The 22465-nt window shown below is 41.2% G+C and carries 17 protein-coding genes and 1 riboswitch; of the genes, 12 read left to right on the forward strand and 5 right to left on the reverse strand.

Annotated features, from left to right (window positions below; all coding sequences use genetic code 11):
• The first annotated feature begins 104 nt into the window (after positions 1-104).
• The gene (locus ACUXV2_RS05765; RefSeq protein ID WP_446246090.1) at positions 105-431 is read left to right on the forward strand and encodes a DUF3243 family protein; all 327 of its coding nucleotides are present in this window, start codon (positions 105-107) and stop codon (positions 429-431) included.
• A gap of 115 nt (positions 432-546) precedes the next feature.
• Here ACUXV2_RS05765 and ACUXV2_RS05770 read toward each other — a convergent pair whose 3' ends face one another.
• Both ACUXV2_RS05770 and kynA read right to left on the reverse strand, forming a co-directional pair.
• A complete protein-coding gene (locus tag ACUXV2_RS05770; protein ID WP_446246091.1) occupies positions 547-1005 on the reverse strand; it encodes an OsmC family protein in 459 nt (152 codons plus the stop codon).
• A 124-nt stretch (positions 1006-1129) separates the two neighbouring features.
• Positions 1130-1948: a tryptophan 2,3-dioxygenase gene (gene kynA / locus ACUXV2_RS05775; RefSeq protein ID WP_446247004.1), complete on the reverse strand. Its 819-nt coding sequence runs from the start codon at positions 1946-1948 to the stop codon at positions 1130-1132.
• A gap of 224 nt (positions 1949-2172) precedes the next feature.
• Between kynA and ACUXV2_RS05780 the strand changes: the two genes are divergently transcribed.
• Entirely contained in the window at positions 2173-2979 is an 807-nt protein-coding gene (locus ACUXV2_RS05780; RefSeq protein WP_446246092.1) for a YihY/virulence factor BrkB family protein, read from the forward strand.
• 79 nt (positions 2980-3058) lie between these two features.
• Here the strand turns inward: ACUXV2_RS05780 and ACUXV2_RS05785 are convergent, their stop codons facing one another.
• On the reverse strand, positions 3059-4447 hold the full coding sequence (locus ACUXV2_RS05785; protein WP_446246093.1) for a peptide MFS transporter: 1389 nt from the start codon (positions 4445-4447) through the stop codon (positions 3059-3061).
• Positions 4448-4708: 261 nt separating this feature from the next.
• Here ACUXV2_RS05785 and ACUXV2_RS05790 point away from each other — a divergent pair, with 261 nt between their 5' ends.
• Positions 4709-5764: a M42 family metallopeptidase gene (locus ACUXV2_RS05790; RefSeq protein WP_446246094.1), complete on the forward strand. Its 1056-nt coding sequence runs from the start codon at positions 4709-4711 to the stop codon at positions 5762-5764.
• A gap of 198 nt (positions 5765-5962) precedes the next feature.
• Positions 5963-7438, forward strand: coding sequence for a UDP-N-acetylmuramoyl-L-alanyl-D-glutamate--2,6-diaminopimelate ligase (locus ACUXV2_RS05795; protein ID WP_446246095.1), 1476 nt, complete (start codon positions 5963-5965; stop codon positions 7436-7438).
• Positions 7439-7563: 125 nt separating this feature from the next.
• Here ACUXV2_RS05795 and ACUXV2_RS05800 read toward each other — a convergent pair whose 3' ends face one another.
• On the reverse strand, positions 7564-8781 hold the full coding sequence (locus ACUXV2_RS05800; RefSeq protein WP_446246096.1) for a NupC/NupG family nucleoside CNT transporter: 1218 nt from the start codon (positions 8779-8781) through the stop codon (positions 7564-7566).
• Positions 8782-8951: 170 nt separating this feature from the next.
• Here ACUXV2_RS05800 and ACUXV2_RS05805 point away from each other — a divergent pair, with 170 nt between their 5' ends.
• The 4 genes from ACUXV2_RS05805 (at position 8952) to nhaC (ending at position 14755) form a co-directional block, all read left to right on the forward strand.
• Positions 8952-9185, forward strand: coding sequence for a YueH family protein (locus tag ACUXV2_RS05805; RefSeq protein ID WP_446246097.1), 234 nt, complete (start codon positions 8952-8954; stop codon positions 9183-9185).
• 912 nt (positions 9186-10097) lie between these two features.
• Complete coding sequence (locus ACUXV2_RS05810) at positions 10098-11666, forward strand: peptide chain release factor 3 (RefSeq protein ID WP_446246098.1); 1569 nt, start codon at positions 10098-10100, stop codon at positions 11664-11666.
• 151 nt (positions 11667-11817) lie between these two features.
• Positions 11818-12840, forward strand: coding sequence for an EAL domain-containing protein (locus ACUXV2_RS05815; protein ID WP_446246099.1), 1023 nt, complete (start codon positions 11818-11820; stop codon positions 12838-12840).
• 508 nt (positions 12841-13348) lie between these two features.
• A complete protein-coding gene (gene nhaC / locus ACUXV2_RS05820) occupies positions 13349-14755 on the forward strand; it encodes a Na+/H+ antiporter NhaC (protein ID WP_446246100.1) in 1407 nt (468 codons plus the stop codon).
• 82 nt (positions 14756-14837) lie between these two features.
• Here the strand turns inward: nhaC and ACUXV2_RS05825 are convergent, their stop codons facing one another.
• Positions 14838-15713, reverse strand: a complete 876-nt coding sequence (locus ACUXV2_RS05825) for a hypothetical protein (protein WP_446246101.1) — start codon at positions 15711-15713, stop codon at positions 14838-14840.
• Between the two features lie 328 nt (positions 15714-16041).
• On the opposite strand from ACUXV2_RS05825, the gene ACUXV2_RS05830 reads away from it, so the two are divergent.
• From ACUXV2_RS05830 to ACUXV2_RS05845, 4 genes are all read left to right on the forward strand, one after another.
• Complete coding sequence (locus ACUXV2_RS05830) at positions 16042-19128, forward strand: efflux RND transporter permease subunit (protein WP_446246102.1); 3087 nt, start codon at positions 16042-16044, stop codon at positions 19126-19128.
• Between the two features lie 383 nt (positions 19129-19511).
• Positions 19512-19973 carry a hypothetical protein gene (locus ACUXV2_RS05835; protein WP_446246103.1) on the forward strand — a complete coding sequence of 154 codons (462 nt, stop codon included), beginning with the start codon at positions 19512-19514 and terminating at the stop codon, positions 19971-19973.
• Positions 19974-20035: 62 nt separating this feature from the next.
• Positions 20036-20132: riboswitch (yybP-ykoY riboswitch) on the forward strand.
• Between the two features lie 105 nt (positions 20133-20237).
• Positions 20238-21026 carry a TerC family protein gene (locus ACUXV2_RS05840; protein WP_446246104.1) on the forward strand — a complete coding sequence of 263 codons (789 nt, stop codon included), beginning with the start codon at positions 20238-20240 and terminating at the stop codon, positions 21024-21026.
• 196 nt (positions 21027-21222) lie between these two features.
• Positions 21223-22461, forward strand: coding sequence for a DUF5667 domain-containing protein (locus tag ACUXV2_RS05845; protein WP_446246105.1), 1239 nt, complete (start codon positions 21223-21225; stop codon positions 22459-22461).
• Positions 22462-22465 lie beyond the last annotated feature (4 nt).

The following is a 22465-nucleotide window of genomic DNA, read 5'->3' on the forward strand; positions in this document are numbered from 1 at the left end:
CCATCTGATGAACCATCCTGGATGGTCAAACTCTTCATTGGTAGTTTAAAGATTCCTTTACCGGGAATATAGAAACTATAGTTAAGAGAGGAGAGATTTTACAAATGGCCAATCAATCCACAGACAGAATGGAAAACAAAGTAGACGACACATTATCACGCATGTCCGAGGACAAGAAGGAAGATATTCTATCAAACTTCGATCACTTCAAAGAATACTTAGGAAGCAAAGTATCCCTAGCCGATAAACTTGGCATGAGCGAAGAACAGCAGGCGAAAGCAGCGCAAAAAGTCGGGGATTATCTGGCTGCACATGAAGAACCGAAAAACAGGGAAGAAAAGTTACTTTATGAATTATGGAAAGCAGGTAACAAGGATGAACAGCATATGCTTTCCCACATGCTGGTAAAGCTGGTTGATTCAGAATCCTGATGAATGAAAGATCAGAAAAAGGCGCTTCAATACGGAGCGCCTTTTTTTCATGGTTCAATTAAACAACCATCTCTAACATGTATAGAAGGCAGATGGACCTGGGCGACTAAATAGATTACTCGTTTTTGCCCTGAATATACACTGTTTCATCCAGCTCAACTAATACATTTCCTTTGATTGCTCTCGTAATCATGCACGATTGTTCAGCTTTTACAGCAAGTTTCTTCGCCGTATTCAAGTTTTTTTCTGTGCATTCTTTTGCTAACACAAGGATGGGACGATGAATGATTTTCTTATAGGTGATGATGCCTTTTTCATATTCAACGATCCCTTCAGAGTCCATTGTCAATGATGCTTTTGGTATCCTGCTTCTCTCAAGCATTGCCGCAAGTGTAATGATGTAGCAGGTGGATGCGGCCCCTAGGAGCATTTCATCCGGATTTGTTCCGATTCCCGGACCTTCCATTTCTGGCGGGATGGAGATTTTTGTATGAAGGGTCGTTGAATTCAACGTTCCGATATCATTACGCAATCCCGGCCAATCCGTCTTTACAAAGAATGAGTGTGTTGGCATTTAAGTATTCCCCTTTTAAATCGATTAAGTATATGTGATTAGAATATCCTAACGAGTGTAAATGGGCAATTCAAAAAAGACTCTACAAAGTAGAGTCCGGATGAGCATGTATTAAATTGTCATGTTATAAGCTGGTTCTGACATTCCAAAGTTCCGGGAAGAATCGATGGTCAAGCACCTTCTTAAGGTAGCTGACACCGCTTGATCCCCCGGTGCCTGTTTTATGGCCGATTATACGTTCTACTGTTTTCATATGACGGAATCGCCATTGCTGGAGCCAGTCCTCCAAATCGATGAGTTTTTCTGCGAGTTCATATAAATCCCAATATTGATCTGTATTCAGGTACACTTCCGTCCAAGCAGAGAGTACAGAATCATTTTCTTTATAAGGAGTTGTAAAGTCCCGATTCAATACATCATCATCAATGTTGAATCCAGCTTTTGAAAGAGCTTGTATTGATACATCGTACAAGGAAGGTGATTTGTATGCTTCTTGCAGATGGGATAATAATTCGGGATCCTTTTGATAGATCTTCAAAACATGGGGAGTTTTATATCCCAATGCAAATTCGATCATTCGATATTGGTAGGATTGAAACCCGGATGCCTGACCGAGGTCATCACGAAATTGAATATATTCAGATGGGGTGAGAGTGGACAATACGTCCCATGCGTGAATGATCTGGGATTGGATTTTTGAAACCCGGGAAAGCATTTTGAATGCAGGTGATAATTCGCCTGAATTAATGGAAGCGATGCTCGTTCTCAATTCATGAAGAATCAACTTCATCCACAATTCACTCACCTGGTGGATGATAATGAATAGCATTTCATCGTGATGCCCGGATAGTCTTTTCTGGCTGGTTAATAATGTGTCCAGATGCAGATAATCTCCATAGGTCATGTTGTTGAGGAAATCTGTATGAACACTTTCGTTCCCTATAGAATGGTTTTGTTCTTCCTTCTTTGACACCTTCATCTTCCTTTCAGTATAGCTTGAATATTTATGGGTGGAACCGTTTACTAATTAACATTTCTAGATAATAAGGAAAAATCCTTTTTTTATCATTCCATTCATTTCTATAGAATTCATGCTGCACATGGATGATTGAATTTCTGAACTTGGGGAAAATAATAGTATCCTTGTTGATTAAGGAGAAAAGAGACATGAGACTATTGCATTATCCAAAAGAGGTCATTGTCCGATTCTTCAAAGAACGATTCTTTGATCAATCAGCCCAGTTAGCCTACTATTTGCTATTATCGATTTTTCCATTTCTACTTTTTGTGTTTTCGTTGTTAAGTTATCTGCCTATTTCGGAGACGAATGTATTGCTTTTAATCAAGCCATTTGCCCCGGAGAAATCGTATGCCATCATCCATGACAATATTGAAAGAATTTTGTATAACCAGCGTGGAGACGTATTGTCCATTTCTATATTCTTCACTTTCTGGTTAGCTTCTATGGCCGTTCAGTCCATGGTCCGTTCTTTAAATCAAGCCTACAAAATAGAAAGAAAGAAACCATTTTTGATCGCTTTGTTTTACGACTTATTATTAACGATGGGATTCATGATTCTCATTGCTTTTTCCCTGGTTGTCCCGGTTGTGGAAGAATACATACGGCACGCGAGATTTGCAAGTGGGAAGCTGCACGGGGAATGGAGCGAGGCGTGGGTGATCGGAAAATGGGGCTTGAGTTCGATATTTATGCTGTTATTATTTATTTTTCTTTATATGGTGGTTCCGAGCAGACGGATATCATTGCTCCATGTCCTCCCGGGTGCTCTGCTTGCCACTTTTGGATGGCAGGGGGTATCCTGGTTGTACGGGACATATGTGAAACTGAATGATTATACTCAATTTTACGGACAGCTGGGAAGTGTCATCACCCTTGTTGTTTGGTTTTATATTTCTTCCACTATTTTGCTGATTGGTGGATTGCTGAATGGAAGTGTGGCAGAAAGAAATTGAAGTCACGCTTTAACCATGAACAACCAATATGAAAATGCAATGACCTGGAGATTCACGTCTCCAGGTCATTGCATTTAGCTCACTTATTTTCTTCTTTCATCAATGAAACGAGCTTTTTTGAAATAGCGAGAAGGATAAGTCCCAAAATAATCGCAACGGCTCCGATTGTGGCGAAAATCTCCAAATATCCCAAGGTCGCAGTCAATGATGCCAATTGACCGGCCAGGAGGCTCGCAACTCCTATGGCAGCCATCCAGACCCCCATTAGCAGTGAGGCGATTTTTACCGGAGCGACCTTACTGACTAAAGAAAGGCCAACAGGCGATAAGAACAATTCACCTAGTGTATGGAATAGATAGGTGAATATGATGAACATTATGTTTGCGCGGGTGACGATGTTCTGTTCGTCAGAACCCGTCTGCAGGACGGCAGGAATTAATATCATGAATCCAAGTCCAAGAAGAATCATTCCGATTGCCATCTTTGTGGTCATGTTCAAGTCTCCTCGTTTTGAATGAGAGAGTCTTAACCAGACCCCGGAAAGGATTGGGGCTAAAATGATAATGAACAATGGGTTGACCGATTGAAACCAGGCAACCGGTATCGTATAACCAAATACCTCCCTGTCGATAAAGTTTTTTGTATAGAGAGTAAATGAACTGCCTGCTTGTTCAAATCCGGCCCAGAAGAATACGACGAAACAGGCAAGGATCAGGATGGCCCTTGTGCGCTGCTTTTCTTTCGTGGATAGGGGCACATTTTGATTTTCATTTGATTCCAGTGCCAATTGTTTATTCGGTTTTAATCCGACCTTTCCTAAATATCTCTTACTGAAGAGACTGAATATCAGCTGACCTATAATCATCCCCAATGATGAGGCTAAGAATGCCCATTTGAAGCCATAGTGCATCGTTCCGTCACCAAGCGGCCTTAAAAATAGATCTTCAGCGAGGAAACCGGCTATCAACGGGGCAAAGAAGGCTCCCAAATTTATTCCCATATAAAAAATGGTAAAAGCGGCATCTTTACGCTTATCATTTCTAGGATACAATTCTCCCACCAGGGTCGAAATATTGGGTTTGAAAAAACCATTACCAATCACCAATAAAGCCAAGCCGATATAGAGACCTGTCTGTGAATGGGTGAGGAAAATCGTGAAGTCCCCGCACGCCATTGTAATTCCGCCTATCGTAATGGCTTTTCTTAGACCGATATACCTGTCGGTCAACCATCCGCCCAATATCGGTGTGAAATAAACAGATCCTGTATAAATTCCGTATATAGACAGCGCTTGTGCTGGCTCAACTCCAAGACCGCCGCTTACAAAGGCAGTGGTTAAATAAAGAACCAGCAGTGCCCTCATTCCATAGTAACTGTACCTTTCCCAAAGTTCAGTGAAGAACAACAGGTACAGCCCTTTCGGATGTTTCCTGCCTTGAGGTAAGGTATCCAGCGTTGAAGAATTCATCTTGAATCACTCCATTCATTTGAAATTCAAAATCCTAAACTATATCGTTTGTCTTAAACAGTGAAAATATGTTCTCAAAGAATGGTTTTTCAGCATGCTCTCTCTCACAAAGGAATATAGTTATGCCACGCTGTAGTCGATAAGCATTATTTGTAGAAAAGTCAGAAAAGACGATATAATGGTTATTGGTTAGATTATTAGTGATTCAAGGAAAACAACAGCAGTGTCACAAAAGCATGTGATAAATAAGGGGGAGTCAAAATGAGTACATATCCAGATACAAAGAAAACGATTCAATTAATTAAAGAGCTGGTAGAAATTCCAAGTCCATCAGGTAACACGGATAAAATCATGAATTTCGTGGAAGAGTACCTTTCAGATTTGGACCTTGAAATGACAAGGAACCGTAAAGGGGCACTTATCATTACAATCCCGGGAGAGAACAAGGAAAGCCACCGAATGCTTACTGCACATGTGGATGCCCTGGGAGCGATGGTCAAGGAAATTAAAGGCGACGGCCGCCTCAGGCTTTCAATGATCGGGGGGTTCAGATGGAATGCTGTTGAAGGTGAATATTGTCAAATCGAAACTTCCAGCGGCAAAACATACAGTGGGACGATCCTCATGCACCAAACATCCGTGCATGTGTACAAAAATGCAGGTGAAGCAAAGCGTGATGAAACAAACATCGAAGTCCGCATTGATGAAAAAGTCGGAAATGCTAAAGAAGTAAGGGAGCTTGGCATCGAAGTGGGAGACTTTGTCTCATTTGATCCGCGGGCTGAAATTACAGGAAGCGGGTTCATTAAATCGCGTCATCTTGATGATAAAGCAAGTGTCGGAATGCTGCTTCAATTGATCAGGCAAATCAAGAACGAAGGCATCATTCTTCCATATACAACGCATTTTCTTATCTCCAATAATGAAGAAATCGGATATGGCGGCAATTCGAACATCCCACCGGAAACGATTGAGTATCTGGCGGTGGATATGGGTGCCATCGGGGATGGCCAATCCACTGATGAATATACAGTGTCGATATGTGCCAAAGATTCGAGCGGCCCATATCATTATGGATTAAGAAAGCATCTTGTTCAGCTGGCAGAAGAAAATGGAATCCAATTTAAAGTGGACATTTATCCTTATTATGGGTCTGATGCATCGGCAGCAATCAGGGCAGGGTTTGATATCGTGCATGGCCTGGTAGGGGCAGGAATCGATGCTTCTCACGCATACGAGCGTACACATGAATCATCCATTCTTCATACCGAAAATCTCTTATGGCATTATGTACAGTCTAAAATGGTAATAGAATAATGGTAAAGAAGTCTTCCTTCCAGCTGTTTTTTAGCATGGGGAAGACTTTTTGTTTTAACATGTGCCTGAACGGGAACAACTGAGATAGACAGGGAACGATTCTTGGGCAATTTAGGAGGTATTTCTCTTATCAAAGTCAGGTTGATAAGGTAAAATAGAACCAATATCATACTAAGAACTAATGTGAGGGTACAAATAATGAATACATACAACCTTTTAGAAAGTATTAAATTAAAAACTGTATATGGAGAATTGCCTTCCGAAGTGAAAGACATTTACGTTGATTCCAGAAAAGTTACGGAAGGAAGCGTATTTGTGTGCACGAGAGGCTACACGGTGGACGGCCATGATTTTGCAGGGAAAGCAGTCGAAAGCGGAGCCGCCCTGATTATCGCAGAAAAACAGCTTGATATCGATCTTGAGAAGTCTGCTTTGGTCGTTGTGAAAGATTCCTTCAAGGCGCTGGCACAGCTTGCAAATAAATATTATGATTATCCTTCAAAAAAATTGAACGTCTTTGGTGTCACTGGAACGAACGGGAAAACGACAGTTACGAATCTGATCCACTCAATTTTGAAAAGGGACCATCAAAAAGCGGCACTTTCAGGAACGATTGGTTTCAACTTAGACGGGGAACTGCTGCCGAGTGAGAATACAACATGCGATAACCTTACCAATCAGCAAATGCTCAGCATGGCGGTTGAGAGAGATATCCAAAATTTCATTCTTGAAGTTTCTTCCCATGGGCTTAGTCTTGGAAGGTTATGGGGAATAGATTTCGACGTGGTGGCATTCACGAATCTTAGCCATGATCATCTGGATTACCATGAAACAATGGAGCACTATGGATATGCCAAAGGCTTATTATTTTCACAATTGGGCCAGGACCTTGAGACACCTAAATACGTGGTGTTGAATGCAGACGATGAATGGTATGATCGTTATCACTATATGACACCTCATGAAGTGATCAGTTATGGACTGGAAGCAAACGCTGACTTTAAAGCTGAAAGTATCCAATATGATAATGACAAAACAACCTTTACCCTGCATTCTCCCGAAGGTTCATTCGAAGTTGAAATGAAGCTTCTTGGTAAGTTCAATGTATATAATATCCTTACTGCGATGGCGTGTTTGTATGCCCGCGGGATGGAAGTAGAGAAGCTAGTGGGGATTATCAGGGAATTGCCTCCTGTGAGTGGAAGAATGGAAAAAGTGGAAATGGAAGCACCATTATCTGTTTATATCGACTATGCACATACGCCGGATGCGATTGAGAAGGCAATTGAATCAGTGCTTCCTTTCAAACAAAATAAAATCATCTTCCTCGTGGGTACTGGTGGGAACCGTGATAAGTCCAAACGACCGACAATGGCAGAGAAAGCCTCGTTGGCGGACTATGTCATCCTGACGACCGATGATCCACGTTATGAGGAATACGACAGCATCCTTGGTGATCTGGAGAAAGGAATGCAGCATGATCAATACGCTCTTATCGGCGATCGTGCTGAAGCCGTTAAGCATGCCATTGAAGTAAGTGAGCCCGGAGATATCATCATCTTCGCTGGTAAAGGCCATGAGGATTATCAAATAGTCGAAAACACAAAATATCCTCATAGCGATAAACATATCGCAATTGAAGAAAGTAAAATAAAATATATAACGGCAAAGTAATTCTTGTCATAAAAGGAACCGAAATTGTTTGTATTTTTGGTTCCTTTTTTTCATGATCAGGTGTAAGAAGAATAAAAAAAAGAGAAGGCCGCAGCCTTCTCTTTTTTAATAAACCTTATAGAGAATTAAATAAACATACCTGCAATCGCAGCACTTAATAATGATGCAAGCGCACCGGCAATGACTGCTTTAAGTCCAAGACGGGCAATGTCGGCTCTGCGGTTTGGAGCCAGTTTACCAAGGCCGCCAAGTAAGATTCCCAATGAAGAGATATTGGCAAATCCGCAAAGAGCGAATGAGATGATGGCAACAGTCTTTTCAGAAAGATTACCGATTTCAGGTGCAAAAGCAGAGTAAGCAACGAACTCGTTGATGACGAGCTTTTGACCGATGAAGTTACCAGCCGTTACAGCTTCGCTCCAAGGAACTCCAATAGCAAAGGCAAGCGGAGCAAACAAATACCCAAGTATTAGTTCAAGGGATAAGTTTTCAGCACCGAATAATCCGCCGATACCTCCAAGGATCCCATTCATAAGAGCAACTAATGCAATGAATGCAAGTAACATCGCACCGATGTTCAATGCAAGAGTAAGACCCACGCTGGCACCGTTTGCTGCCGCATCAATGACGTTAGCAGATTCGGAATCAGCTTCCATATCGAATTCTGCAGGTTCCGGCGTATCATCTGTTTCAGGAACAAATAATTTTGCCATGACAAGCCCGGCAGGAGCCGCCATGAAACTTGCAGCTAGCAGGAATTCAAGCGGTACACCAAGCAATGAATAACCGATTAACACTGAACCTGCAACCGACGCAAGTCCACCCGTCATGACAGCGAACAATTCTGATTCTGTCATTCTTGAAAGATAAGGACGAACAACCAATGGTGCTTCAGTTTGTCCAACAAAAATATTTGCTGCAGCAGACATTGACTCTGCTTTTCTAGTACCAAGAAGCTTGGATAGCCCTCCACCTAAAATTTTAATGAAGAACTGCATAACTTTTAGATAGTAAAGTACTGAAATTAATGCTGAGAAGAAAATAACTACTGGAAGAACATTAAACGCAAATACAAATGCGATATTTGACTTCTCTGAGTATAATCCTCCGAATAGGAACTGTATTCCTTCGTTTGAGTAGTTAATGATCTGATTGACTCCCATTGTAAGTCCTTCTAATCCACTTTGCCCCCATGGTGTCTTCAGAACTAAAAATGCGAATAACAATTGAATCGCAAGGCCCCCTAAGACCGTTCTGAAATTGATCTTCTTTTTATTGGAAGAAAACAGGAAAGCGATTCCAAGGACAACCAATATACCTAAAATACCCCATAAATACTGCATTCTTTTCACCTCATAATAATAAAGTAACAAACTTGATGCTTTCGGTTTTTTATTTTACAATTCTTTCAGAAGTCTGACAACCTACAATTACACGTTTTTTTTCAAGTTGTACGGACAAGTTCGTATTTAGTATGCGCCATTACAGCGTTTTCATGAAAGGGGATACAAAAATGAAAATAAGAAAAAATTTTATGGAAGGTCTGGAACAAAAAGTATATATCCATGAAAATAAGAAGGAAGAACTGATTTTGATAGCCATACCTGACATCCAATGGTCTTATTCATTTACGTATGAAGATGATAATATTCAAAGGAATTTATTTGAATCATTGAAAAGACGAGTTTCTGAAGAGAATGCGGAAGTGATCAGCGGGAGAATCTTGCAGTGGACGAGGGAAATGTAAAAAGAGTTTGTTGAGTCTTGGTGGGGTGAAAATGTAATAATCGTAAATTCAAGGGAGACTTATTTACTGAATGTATAGTCGGATTTAAGTACTCCATTAGTGAGAATAACGGACAGTTGGTTGGGTCAGACTCTTTTGTTGACTAAAAGAGTCTTTTTTTATCATTTTTTGGATTGATATTTAAAGAAATCAGACTGTTTGTTAAAAATACCTGTCTTTATATCTGTAAACAGCCTATTGAAATACGAATTTTCATGGATGGACCGGATTATTGTGCCACTTTACAATTAATTGCACCCTGATTCTGAATAATTGCGTCATTTTACAATTAATTGCACCCTGTTCCCAATTAATTGCGCCACAATTCGTGATAATTGAGCCTATTGTCGAATAATCTTTAAATTATCAGCAACTTACACTCTGTATATTAGCCCAAATACATATCAGTGATAATCAAGCCCATCCTTTTTTAGCCTTATCCAGCTCCGGCGGCTAGAGGCACATGTCATAAGCCAAACCGGCCAAGAAGGGGAAGGGCGCCTTCCCGTCCGGTTCGGCTTATGCCACCCACCTCTGAGCAAGCCGCCTCCGCTTTTACTCAATCCAGCTCCGGCGGCTAGCGGAACATGTCATAAGCCAAACCGGCCAAGAAGGCAAAGTGCGCCTTCCCGCCCGGTTCGGCTTATGCCACCCACCTCTGAGCAAGCCGCCTCCGCTTTTACTCAATCCAGCTCCGGCGGCTAGAGGCACATGTCATAAGCCAAACCAGCCAAGAAGGGGAAGTGCGCCTTTCCGTCCGGCTCGCTTTTATGCCACCGCCTTTGAGCGTGCCGCCTCCGCTTTTACTATTGATTTCTCATTTCACAAAGAATATGATGAGAAGGGAAGAATGACGAGAAAGGAATTTATTTAATGAAAAAAGAATTTAAAGAAGAGGTTCAGTCACGAAGAACCTTTGCCATTATATCTCACCCTGATGCAGGGAAAACAACGTTAACGGAACAGCTGCTATTGTTTGGTGGAGCAATCCGGGCTGCAGGGACGGTCAAAGGTAAGAAGTCCGGAAAGTTTGCAACTTCGGACTGGATGGAAATCGAAAAACAAAGAGGAATCTCGGTTACATCTTCGGTGATGGCTTTTGACTATGATGACTATCGGGTGAACATCCTGGATACACCTGGGCACCAGGACTTCTCTGAAGATACATATCGAACGTTGATGGCGGTCGATAGTGCTGTCATGATCATCGACTCCGCTAAAGGGATTGAAGCGCAGACTTTAAAGCTTTTCAAAGTTTGCCGGATGAGAGGGATTCCAATCTTCACTTTCATAAACAAGCTGGATCGTCAGGGACGTGAACCACTTGAATTATTGGAAGAACTTGAAGAAGTGCTTGGGATTCAATCCTACCCTATGAACTGGCCAATCGGAATGGGGAAAGAATTTCTTGGGATCTACGACCGTTTTCATAACCGGATCGAACAATTCCGTGTAGAAGATGAGGACCGTTTCATTCCTCTTAATGAAGATGGGGAAATAGATGGAGACCATTCCATGAAGGAGAGTAATCTCTACAATTCAACATTAGAAGATGTGCTTCTTCTGAATGAAGCAGGAAATGAATTTTCAAGGGAAAGGATTGCGACCGGAGAACTTTCACCTGTATTTTTCGGAAGTGCTTTGACGAACTTTGGTGTGCAGACTTTCCTTGAGACCTATTTGCAATTTGCACCTTCACCTCAGCCGAGAAATTCCGACATAGGCGAAATAGATCCGGCAAGCGAAGAGTTCTCAGGATTCATCTTTAAAATCCAAGCCAATATGAATCCCGCTCACCGCGATCGAATTGCCTTTCTGCGAATTTGTTCGGGGCAATTTGAAAGAGGGATGTCGGTAAATCTGCCCCGTATCGGGAAGAATATCAAACTGGCACAATCCACACAATTTCTTGCAGATGACCGCAGTACGGTAAACGAAGCCGTCAGCGGGGATATTATCGGAATCTATGATACAGGTACGTATCAAATAGGTGATACCCTTACTGAAGGGAAGAAATCCTTCCAGTATGAAAAGCTGCCGCAATTTACCCCTGAACTCTTTGTAAGGGTAACGGCTAAGAATGTAATGAAACAGAAACATTTCCAAAAGGGCATTCTTCAGCTTGTTCAGGAAGGTGCGATTCAATATTATAAGACGAGAACAGAAGATGTCATACTCGGAGCAGTCGGTCAGCTTCAATTCGAAGTATTCGAGCATAGAATGAAAAATGAATACAATGTCGATGTCAGAATGGAGCCAATCGGTTCTAAAATCGCCAGATGGATCGAGAATGAAGAAGAGGTTAAAGAGTCGATGTCAAGCTCACGCAGTATGCTTGTAAAAGATCGACATGAGAATCTGGTCTTCTTGTTTGAAAATGATTTTGCAATGAGATGGTTCTCTGATAAACATCCTGACATCAAGCTGTACAGCTTGATGTAATACGAAAAATAGATCAAAAAACCCCTTGATAGGCAAACGCCTGAGAAGGGGTTTTTCGTTTATTTACTTCTCAAGGTTTATCTCTAGTAATATATAGGTAAAAAGGTCTATTATGGATACATATCAACTTATTTGAAGAAGAGGTGTTTTTTTGAATGCATTATGTGCAAATTGCGGCATCACCATGAATTTCTGTGAACCAGGCATTCTGTATCTATTGAATGAGCAGCATAGGGTTAATCCTCTTGGGGAGGGTGTGTCCATTGGCACGAATTCTTATGCTTTACCTTATGATAATCTTGAATCCCTTTATGGGTCTCTTGATGCAGTCTCCTCTAAATTATCCGAAGATGGCTGGAAATGCAGTATTTCAGCTTCAGGTGTACCGGAAAATTTTTATCCAGCATCAGAGTTCCTCAACAAAATTAAGTACAGGGAAATGATAGAAATGATTCAGGAAGGGAATTTCGTCAGCCATTTGCAGCCGATTATAGATCTTGGGAACGATGAATTGTTTGCATATGAAAGTCTTCTTCGAAACGCTGACCCTTCACTAAGGGTAAACCCAGGGGCTTTGTTTGAAGCAGCCTTATTGACAGGCTTTCACTCCTTGCTTGATCAGAGGGCCAGAAGGGCGGCAATTGAAAGCAGGATAGGAAAGGTTGAAAAAGGAGTGAAGAGCTTTATCAATTTTCTTCCTTCAACCATTTATAATCCTGAGTTTTGTCTGAAACATACTTTTGATATTGTCGATCAATATGGGGTGAACCCTGAGGACTTGGTGTTTGAAGTCGTAGAAACGGAAAAAATACAGGATGTAAACCATTTGAAGTCCGTTTTCGAAGTCTATAAACGCGAGGGAATGAAGGTTGCACTCGATGATGTCGGTTCGGGATTTTCAACAATAGAAATGCTCTCTTTACTTCAGCCTGATTTTGTCAAAATCGATCGCTCCTATATTTCAGGATGCGACCGAAGTCAAGAGAAGCAAAACTTTCTGAATGAAATAATCCATATTTCACGTGAATTGGGTATTTCCGTTTTAGCAGAAGGCATTGAGCGCAAAGAAGAATTGGCATTCTGTAAAGCCATAGGGGTGAAGTATGCACAAGGCTACCTGATTGGAAAGCCTAGTCTGCATGCAGAACGACCTTTGGTTCCTACTAATTCTTAAGAGCTCAATGACCTATAATAAACCAACATATAATGCCTGCTCCGTGATGAAGATAATCATGGAGTTTTTTATATTAATTTATTGACATCTTCTATCAACATGTTAAAATAATATCTATAAATAATTACTTTAGTGCATAAAAGCTTAAAAGCGTTTAAGTGCGAAATTATATTGAAATGTCCCGAACAAATCAGTAGGATATCCCATGACAGCAGTCAGAGACTAAGCGGTAGGTGAGAGCTTAGGTCGTGGATTATCTGAATTACATTGTTCAAAAAAGTTTTTTGCCGGCAGCTTTTACACAAGGGACAAACCGTTATGAAGCGGGAGTGATCAACCTTACAGTCCTCATGAAAAAAGAGGATGAAGTTGAAACTCCAATTAGGGTGGTACCGCGGAGAACTCTTCGTCCCTATACAGGGGATTGAAGGGTTTTTTTCTTTTTCTTATCTTTTTATCCCATCTTACGCGTACCGCAATCTCAAACTTATAAGGAAGTGACATTCAAATGTTAAATATCAAACCTGTTCAGAAGCCTAAATCAATAGAAGCAATTTTCATGTTATTCATCATACTTGCGACAATCAGTATCAGTATCATACACCTGGAAGCCGTTCCTCATATTCCGATTATCATTTCATTATTCATACTGATGATTTATGGTTTCCTTCGTAAAATAAAGTTTAAGGATATAGAAGAAGGGATGATCCTGGGAGCTCAAGGCGGACTTGGGGCTGTACTATTATTTATATTTATCGGACTCCTGATCAGCAGCTGGTTGATCAGCGGTACGATCCCTACCTTGATGTTCTATGGTTTTGAATTTGTATCGCCTTATTTCTTTTACGCCATTGCATTCCTCCTTACTTCTTTAAGCGGTGTGATGATCGGGAGCTCCCTGACGACAGCAGCGACAATCGGTGTTGCTTTGATCGGGATAGGAGAAGCAATGGGTCTATCTATGGCCATCACAGCAGGAGCAATCGTATCAGGTGCATTTTTTGGGGATAAGATGTCACCATTATCCGATACGACTAATCTTGCATCATCAATAGTTAAAGTGGACTTGTTTACCCATATCCGAAATATGGCATGGACAACGGTCCCTGCGTTCATTATTACTCTTGTCGTTTTCCTCTTATTATCACCGGGGGAACAGGACGTTGATTTATCACAGTTACAAGCTATCCAGGATGGATTGACTCAGTCAGGACTTATTCACTGGTACAGTTTCATACCTGTCATCGTACTCTTGGCTCTCATTGGATTTAAGGTTCCTGCATTACTCTCCCTTGCAATAAATGTAGCGGTCGCTATAGGGATTTCATTATTTCATTTTACCCTGAATGCAAAAGAGCTTTTTACCATCCTTTTCGCAGGATTCAGCTCAAAAACCGGCGTGGAAGCAGTCGATTCACTATTGAGCCGGGGCGGGGTGGAAAGCATGATGTTTACGATTTCCTTAGTCATTCTTTCATTGAGCCTTGGAGGATTATTATTTAAGCTTGGCATCATTCCTGTTTTGCTTTCTAGATTGTCTGTCGTGATTGGTTCCGCGAAACGTACCATTTTTGCCGCAGCTTTCTCTGCAATCGGAGTAAACGTTGTGGTGGGTGAACAGTACCTGTCCATCCTTTTGACAGGTGAAGCGTTTCAGGCTCAATTCAAGAAGCTTGGCCTTCATCCTAAGAATTTATCTAGAACGCTTGAAGATGCCGGAACGGTTGTGAATCCCTTGGTTCCTTGGAGCGTGTGTGGTATTTTTCTCACTGATGTACTTGGAGTTTCCACCTTGGAATACCTTCCGTTTGCTGTCTTTTGCATCGTCTCACCATTGATTACGATCCTTTATGGATTTACAGGCTGGACAATCAAAAGGGAAAATACGGAAATGAAACCGGCAGTAGATCAATAACATTCATCTGTTCAGCCTGAAACAATAGAAATAAAAAAGACTGTTCCTCATGGAAAAGACCAGATTTCTCAAAAATTCTTGTCTATTCATGCTGGAGCAGTCTTTTTTGTGCGGTTTGCAGGTAGGATGGAAAGAGGCGTGTATACGCCTGCTTACCGAACTGGATAAAAGCAATGTGGAGAGCAGGTAAAACAAAGATGCAAGATGGATTCTTTAAAAGAAGTATTCCCTGATCAACCATCAAAATTTCGATAGACAACAAAAATGCGACCGTCATAATGGTAAAGGGAAGTTCAATGTTCCGAAAGTAAATGATAAGTGAATAAAGATAGGTGGTAAACGACAGATAGATAAAGTTACCCGTTATGATATCTCTCATTTCTTCCTTGAAAAGTATAATAGGCAATTCATATAAACCCAATAACGCCGATAAAATCCATCCTCCTGTTTGGGTGAGTGCAAGCAGTGCAAAAAAAAGCGTAGCAAAATTGATAAAGTGATGCTTTCCTTTCATCATGTATCTCCACCAAATCTTAGAAAGGGTGACTGTCAATACCAAAAAAACAGAAGTGTAAATCGATTTCCACCAATTGTGTTCGTAAACATGAAGATATATGAATAGTGTTTCAATCATAAAGAATAGACCAATAATAAAGATGATCCATCTATTTTTCAAATGAAAAATCACGATGAATGTGATGGCGACCGGCACTGCGAATGCTTGAGAACTAATAGACCCCAATATACTGTCATTGTATTGATTCTGCAAAATTTCCGGATTATATTCATAACTATTAAAAAGGATGAATATGACAAATTCAAACGAAAAGGCCAGCCCGCATATAAATAGCCAAAATAGAATGATCTGTGGAGTTCTATTGCGATTTGTCAGCAACGTATAGGTAAGCAGGAGAACACTGATGATCGTTATGGATACAAACGGAATCCAGTTTGGCATGAATTTACTCCTTCTTTAAAGTATAAATTTAGTTTTCACAAAAAGACTCGAAATATTTATTGGTGACCATTGTGTGAACAATTGAAAACAAAAACGCTTAATGATTGAAGGTTATTGTTGAAGGACTTATAGTTAAGCTAACTGCAATTTGTCATACATAGGGGCTGTTTTCTGGAAGTTTGTTTTTTTTCGTACATATAGTATGCATTCCATGTCGTTTGCATATTTCGAACTAAGGTTAAATGTTAAATGTTTGAGAGGACCATCTGTAAAACAGCAAATGACGAAAAGAGCCTGCATAGAAGACTTAGAAAGGGGAGCAGCATCATTGAGAATCAGTGATTTTTCGATACGTCGTCCTGTATTTACGATCGTGACGATGTTGTTAATATTGATATTAGGGGGAGTTTCTCTCTTAAGGATACCATTGAAACTTATCCCGGATTTGAATCCTCCGGTAGGGGTGGTTGTGACTAACTACCCGGGTGCGAGTCCCCAAGAAGTAGTGGAGAAAGTGACGAAACCGTTGGAAGAAAACCTTTCTACATTACCTGGGATGAAAAACATCCAGTCCACTTCAAGGGAAGGCTCTAATTTCATTCTCCTCGAATTTTCATGGACTACTTCAATAGATGAAATTGAAAATGACGTGCTGCAGCGTATCGATCAATCACCTTTACCCGATGGTGCCCAAGAACCTAGGTTCCTGAAATTTGATCCCGCACAGTTTCCAATCATTCAAGTATCACTTAGAGAAGAAGGAGAGGGCAATAATCTTAAAGCTCTTTCAGAAAAACTAAAATTAGAACTTACCCGCGTAGAAGGGGTAGCAAATGTGAATGTGTCCGGTTCATTCAATGATGAAGTTGTCATTGAATTGAATCAGCAGACGTTAAAGGAGAATCGGCTAAAACAGTCCGACATCGTCAATACGCTCAGAGCGAATAATATCACATCACCAGGTGACACCATTGAAACAGATGGACAGACTCTGACGACCCGCGTCATCAGTCAATTGAAAGCTGTGGATGAAATAAAGAAACTGGTAGTTGGGGTGAATCCTCAAACAGGAAAGAACATCACTTTGGAAGATGTTGCAAGTGTAGAGCGTAAGGAAGAGAGCACGAACACTTCAACACGGGCAAATCAGGAGCCTGCCGTTCTGTTCAGCGTCCTTCAACAATCCGATGCTAATACTGCCTCAGTATCAAAAGCGTTTCAACAAGAAATGGACCGATTATTGGAACAGGATCAATATAAATCGATTAAAGCAAATATCCTGTTTGATCAAGGAGATTATATATCTGAGGCAATTGGGAACATAACCAATTCGTTATTGATTGGCGGGGCATTTGCCATGCTTGTGCTATTCTTATTCCTGAGAAATGTGAAAAGTCCGTTGATCATTGGAGTGGCCATCCCTTACTCCGTCATTGTCACATTTGTTCTTATGTTCTTTGCGGACTTTACATTAAATATCATGACGCTTGGTGCCCTGGCACTTGGGATCGGGATGCTTGTAGATAATGCCATCGTTGTCATTGAAAATATTTACAGACATCTCTCGTTAGGGAAGGATCCAAGGACAGCGGCAAGTGAAGGTGCAAAGGAAGTAGGGGCTGCCATCACTGCATCTACTTTAACGACAGTGGCGGTCTTCCTCCCGGTCGTGTTTATTTCGGGGTTATTAGGGGAGTTATTTACAGAGTTCGCTCTTACAATTTCATTTAGCTTGATTGCTTCTTTAGTCGTAGCACTTACTGTCATTCCGATGCTTGCCAGCAGGCTTCTAAAGAAGCCGAAAGGAAACCTGGAAGCAAGGCGCAGGCGTTCAAAGACCCGCAAGCGATTCATTCAAAGCATTAAATGGTCCTTACGCCACAGGTTCGTCATATTATTCATCACTGTGATTACTCTGGCGGCAGGTGGTTATGGGCTGACGACTGTGGGCACTCAGTTTTTACCGCCGACAGACGAGGGATTCTTCAATATGAGAGTAGAGTTGGAAAATGGTTCCTCGATCAATGAAACAAATAAAACCGTTAAGGCGATTGAAGAGAATTTAGAGAAACAAAAAGAAGTGGATGTATTTGTAAGTCTAGTAGGAACTACCCAGGAGGAATCCTTCAGGGGTTCGGAGAAGGGCAATATAGCTGAGATATATGTGAAGATGAAACCTCTGGATGAGAGGAATCGCTCCATCTTCGAATTTGCTGATGACATCAAACCAGATCTAGAAAAAGCAGCACAAAGCATCAATGACTCGGCAGAGATCTCATTCAATCTGCAGTCGACTTCCGGTACAAGTCCTCAAACGTTGACGTTCAATGTCCGGGACACCGATCCGGAACGTTTGGACAAATCCGTAGACCGATTATTCGACTCCCTGAAGGATATGAAGGACGTAACGGCTTTAAGTACAGATCAAATGGAAACAGTGAAAGAAATTCAGATGAATGTTGATGAAGATGAGGCTTTGAAACAAGGTCTTGCTCCCGCACAAATCGGAAGTACCGTTCAAGACATCACAAGAGGGGTCATGGCCACTCAAATCGTGACCAAAGAATCGGATGTGCTCAGTGTCTTTGTTAAATATGACAGGAATATCACCGAGAATCTGGACTCATTGAAAAAACTTCTCATTCCAAATGGCAGGGGAGAATACATTTCACTTGATTCCGTTGTGGACTTCAGCATTGAAGATGGACCTGTCAGTATTCAAAGAATCGATCAGCAGCATGCAGTTCAGTTTGATCTGAAGTATTCATCATCCACCAACCTTGGGGCCATATCAAAGGCAGTGGATGAAAAGATCGAGAAGCTGAACCTCCCTGATGCTACACAGGTCTCATTCAGTGGAGACAGAGAGCTGCTGGAAGACTCGATCGACGATATGGCACTTGCATTGGGACTTGCGATTGTGCTTGTATATTTAGTTATGGCAGCACAATTCGAGTCATTCAAGTATCCTTTTGTCATCATGTTCACTGTACCGCTGATGGTAATAGGAGTAGCTTTGGCTCTCACGATCACCCAAACGCCTATCAGTATATCGGCGATCATAGGAGTCATTGTATTAGCAGGGATAGTCGTTAATAATGCGATCGTGATCGTTGATTACATCAATCAGCGTAAAGAAACGGCCCCCAACAGTTTCGAGGCGATAGTCGAAGCTGTCCAGGACCGTACCCGACCAATACTCATGACTGCCCTGACCACCATTCTTGGTTTGCTGCCGTTGGCGCTCGGAATCGGTGAGGGGACTGAAATCAACCAGCCAATGGGAATTGCAGTAATCGGTGGACTGGTCAGCAGTACATTATTGACCATTTATGTCATCCCTGTCGTTTACAGTTTCTTCGACAAAGAAACAAGACGGATGAAACGAAAAAACAGATACACATATAAATATTAAGACGGTTTACCCTGGTCTGACAGTGAAGCAAGTAATGACCAGGGTAAGCTTTTTTATATGCGCTCGTTTAGGTATATTCGATTACCGACTGTTTGATAGACGTCTTAAACCCCGCAATCGAGAAGGAAATCATATGTAGAATCGGACATCGGTATTCGAAGGTTTCCAGTAAACGAACCACGGTTTAACACAAACACTGATAATAAAAAGAATCCGCGTAATAATTGGGAGAATAATGGTAAAAATAAGCGGAGATACATCTATAGGAGGACTCTCAGGATGTTACTTTCCCTTAACTTACATAACAGCCGGCTAAAGAGATTATATAAACGATACCTTGTGATCATAAACCTCAAGATTCCTCTGAATAACAGGGGATATTCATGAAGAAACCCATCACGAAAGCAGAAGCGATTCTCTGGAGTATCGCACTTCCCGGGTTTCCTCAATTATTGGTTGGCCTATGGTTTAAGGGAACATTATTTGTGCTGCTTGAAGTCATTATCAATGTACAGAGCAATTTCAATCAGGCAATCATGTACAGTTTTTTAGGAGAGACACATAAGGCTGCTGCGGTAATCGACTATCAGTGGCTAATGTTTTATCCATGTCTTTATATGTTTGCTATGTGGGATGCATATAAACTAGCCTTGATGGAAGAACAGGAGTATGCATACTTACCCTTTGTACTTTCAGCCTACTTTGTCACTGTCGGACTAATGTATTCTCCACGAGTATATATACTCGGGAAATTCATAGGGCCCATTTTCTTTCCGATGATATGTGTCGTTCCAGGCGTCTTCGTCGGTTTAGCACTTCGGTTTCTACTACTGAGGGCTCGGTAAGCAACATTCTTTACGAAGGTCTATTTCTGAGATAAAATGAATATATAAAAAATATACGTTTTCTACCTGTCAAAGGGGAGTAGCTATAGGCTTCGGCCTAAGCAAAGTCGTCATTTCATGGATTCTTCCATCGGCTTTGTTGGCATTATGTTCAATGCTAAGCAAGACCTTTGCCTTTTTTAGGCAAGGGTCTTTTTTATTTTCAAAAAAAATTCCTTGCCTAAACGGAAATCGGACAGCGAAAATAGGAGGGACTTTTATATTATGGATGCGTCGATGTTATTGGAATATGGATGGGTATTGCTTATCCTGGTTGGCCTGGAAGGAATCCTGGCTGCCGATAACGCTGTAGTCATGGCGGTCATGGTTAAACATTTGCCTTTAGAACAGCGGAAGAAAGCCCTGTTTTACGGGTTGTTGGGGGCATTTATCTTTAGATTTCTAGCTCTTTTCATGATTTCATTCCTTGTGGATGTTTGGCAGGTTCAAGCAATAGGGGCAATATACCTCTTCTATGTTGCCATTCATCATTTCATCAAAAAGAAAAAAGAGACTGGAGCAATTGAAGGAGAATCATCCAATGCTAAAGGGTCAGGCTTTTGGACCACGGTGCTGAAAGTAGAACTTGCAGATATTGCATTTGCTGTGGATTCAATGCTGGCTGCAGTGGCTCTTGCTGTGACTCTTCAGCCTGCTGGGTGGTTTAAAATAGGCGGAATCGACGGCGGACAATTTGCAGTCATGTTCCTTGGGGGCGTCATTGGACTTGTCATCATGAGATTTGCGGCAACCTGGTTCGTGAAACTGCTTGAAAAATATCCGACCCTGGAATCGACTGCTTTTTTAATCGTTGGATGGGTAGGTGTGAAATTAGCGGTGTTCACATTAGCTCACCCTGAAGTAGCGATCCTAGATCATCATTTTCCAGAATCCAAAGGCTGGAAAGCTGTTTTCTGGAGTGTCCTCTTACTGCTTGCAGCCGGAGGGTATTTATTGTCAAAAAGGAAAGCGCAGAAAACAGAAGTACATGATGCAGGAACTGGAACTGAATAATCGCTTGAAAAAGCTGATGCTGCCTTCATTCGCAGCATCAGCTTTTTTTTTATATCAGGTGTTGTGAAAGAATGAAATCAATCAACTCAAACGAGAAATTTTATTTTTTTTCCCAGTTACCCCCTCAAAAAAAATGACATAAACGTAATTCCTGTAATAGAGCGATCGCTTACAAAAAAATTCAGAGGTGCTACATATGACAAAACAAAAACAATTAAAAATCATGAAATCTACACTGGCTGTAATGCTTGCAGGATCTGTAACTTTCTCAGGAACGGCGGCATTTGCTAATTCGGATAGTGAAAGTTATGACACTGTGAATGTAGAGCAGAAAGAAACGGAATCCAACACGAACGTACAAGTGAATGATGAGGCGACTATCGACTCAGTCAAAGAAGAAGTCGAGAAATTGGAAGAATCCACTGAAGCTCCTTCTTTACTTCCTGGTGATTTCTTTTACTTTGCAAAACTTGCTTTAGAGAAAGTAAAGCTTGCTTTCACAATGGATGACAGTAAAGAAGCAAAGTTACTTGCTGAATACGCGGCTGAGCGTTTAGCAGAAGCAGAAGCTTTATTCCAAGCAGGACAAGAGGAAGAAGCAATCGAAGCAATCAACAAAGCAATTGAAATGATGAATTCATTTGAAGATAAGTGGTCAGATGAGGATGCTGAAGAGGAAGATACTGCTTCTGAAGATAAAGATGAAGTAACGGAAGATGACACTGCATCTGAAGAGCAACCTGCAGAAGACACTGATACAACAGAAGAAGATACAACAACTGAAGACAATGCCGATGAAATAGAAGACACAGATGGGGCTGTTGATTCAGAAGAAGATGCAACAGAAGAAGAAACAACAACTGAAGATAAAGATACTGAAGAAATGAAAGAACTTATGTCACAAAATATTGTCGCTTTAACTGCTGCATTAGAAAAAGTGAAAAATCCTACAGCAAGAGCTGCATTAGAGAAAAACATTGAAAAGAGCTATGCAAAATTAGCTGAGAAGCTTGCCAAGTTTGAAGAAAAATGGGCAAAAGAAGAGGAAGAGACAGAGGAAACAACAGAAGAAGAAACAACTGAAACAACTGAAGAAACAACTGAAACAACAGAAGAAACTGTAACTGATGAAACTTCTGTAGAAGAACAGCCAGCTGAAGAAAAAGTTGAGTCAGCACCGGCACCGGTAAAGGCAGAGAAAAATGAAGTGAAGGAAGAGCGTAAAGCAGCTAAGCAAGAAGCGAAAGAAGAGCGTGAAGAAAGAAAGCAGGAAGCAAAAGAGCAGCGCGAAACGATGAAAGAAGAAAGAAAGCAAGCTAAAGAAGGCCAAAAAGAAGAGAGAGGCCAAGCTGAAAAGAATGAAAATAAAGGTCAAGGGCATGAAAAGAATGACCATGAAAAAGGGCAAGGTCAAAAAGGGAACGGACATAACTAATTTT

Source organism: Rossellomorea sp. NS-SX7 (genome assembly GCF_052828565.1).

Excerpts from the sequence above, each read along its gene's own strand:
- ACUXV2_RS05765 (WP_446246090.1), top strand. The coding sequence starts at position 105 with ATGGCCAATCAATCCACAGACAGAATGGAAAACAAAGTAGACGACACA.
- ACUXV2_RS05770 (WP_446246091.1), bottom strand. The coding sequence starts at position 1,005 with ATGCCAACACACTCATTCTTTGTAAAGACGGATTGGCCGGGATTGCGT.
- ACUXV2_RS05780 (WP_446246092.1), top strand. The coding sequence starts at position 2,173 with ATGAGACTATTGCATTATCCAAAAGAGGTCATTGTCCGATTCTTCAAA.
- ACUXV2_RS05785 (WP_446246093.1), bottom strand. The coding sequence starts at position 4,447 with ATGAATTCTTCAACGCTGGATACCTTACCTCAAGGCAGGAAACATCCG.
- ACUXV2_RS05790 (WP_446246094.1), top strand. The coding sequence starts at position 4,709 with ATGAGTACATATCCAGATACAAAGAAAACGATTCAATTAATTAAAGAG.
- ACUXV2_RS05795 (WP_446246095.1), top strand. The coding sequence starts at position 5,963 with ATGAATACATACAACCTTTTAGAAAGTATTAAATTAAAAACTGTATAT.
- ACUXV2_RS05800 (WP_446246096.1), bottom strand. The coding sequence starts at position 8,781 with ATGCAGTATTTATGGGGTATTTTAGGTATATTGGTTGTCCTTGGAATC.
- ACUXV2_RS05805 (WP_446246097.1), top strand. The coding sequence starts at position 8,952 with ATGAAAATAAGAAAAAATTTTATGGAAGGTCTGGAACAAAAAGTATAT.
- ACUXV2_RS05810 (WP_446246098.1), top strand. The coding sequence starts at position 10,098 with ATGAAAAAAGAATTTAAAGAAGAGGTTCAGTCACGAAGAACCTTTGCC.
- nhaC (WP_446246100.1), top strand. The coding sequence starts at position 13,349 with ATGTTAAATATCAAACCTGTTCAGAAGCCTAAATCAATAGAAGCAATT.
- ACUXV2_RS05825 (WP_446246101.1), bottom strand. The coding sequence starts at position 15,713 with ATGCCAAACTGGATTCCGTTTGTATCCATAACGATCATCAGTGTTCTC.
- ACUXV2_RS05835 (WP_446246103.1), top strand. The coding sequence starts at position 19,512 with ATGAAGAAACCCATCACGAAAGCAGAAGCGATTCTCTGGAGTATCGCA.
- ACUXV2_RS05840 (WP_446246104.1), top strand. The coding sequence starts at position 20,238 with ATGGATGCGTCGATGTTATTGGAATATGGATGGGTATTGCTTATCCTG.
- ACUXV2_RS05845 (WP_446246105.1), top strand. The coding sequence starts at position 21,223 with ATGACAAAACAAAAACAATTAAAAATCATGAAATCTACACTGGCTGTA.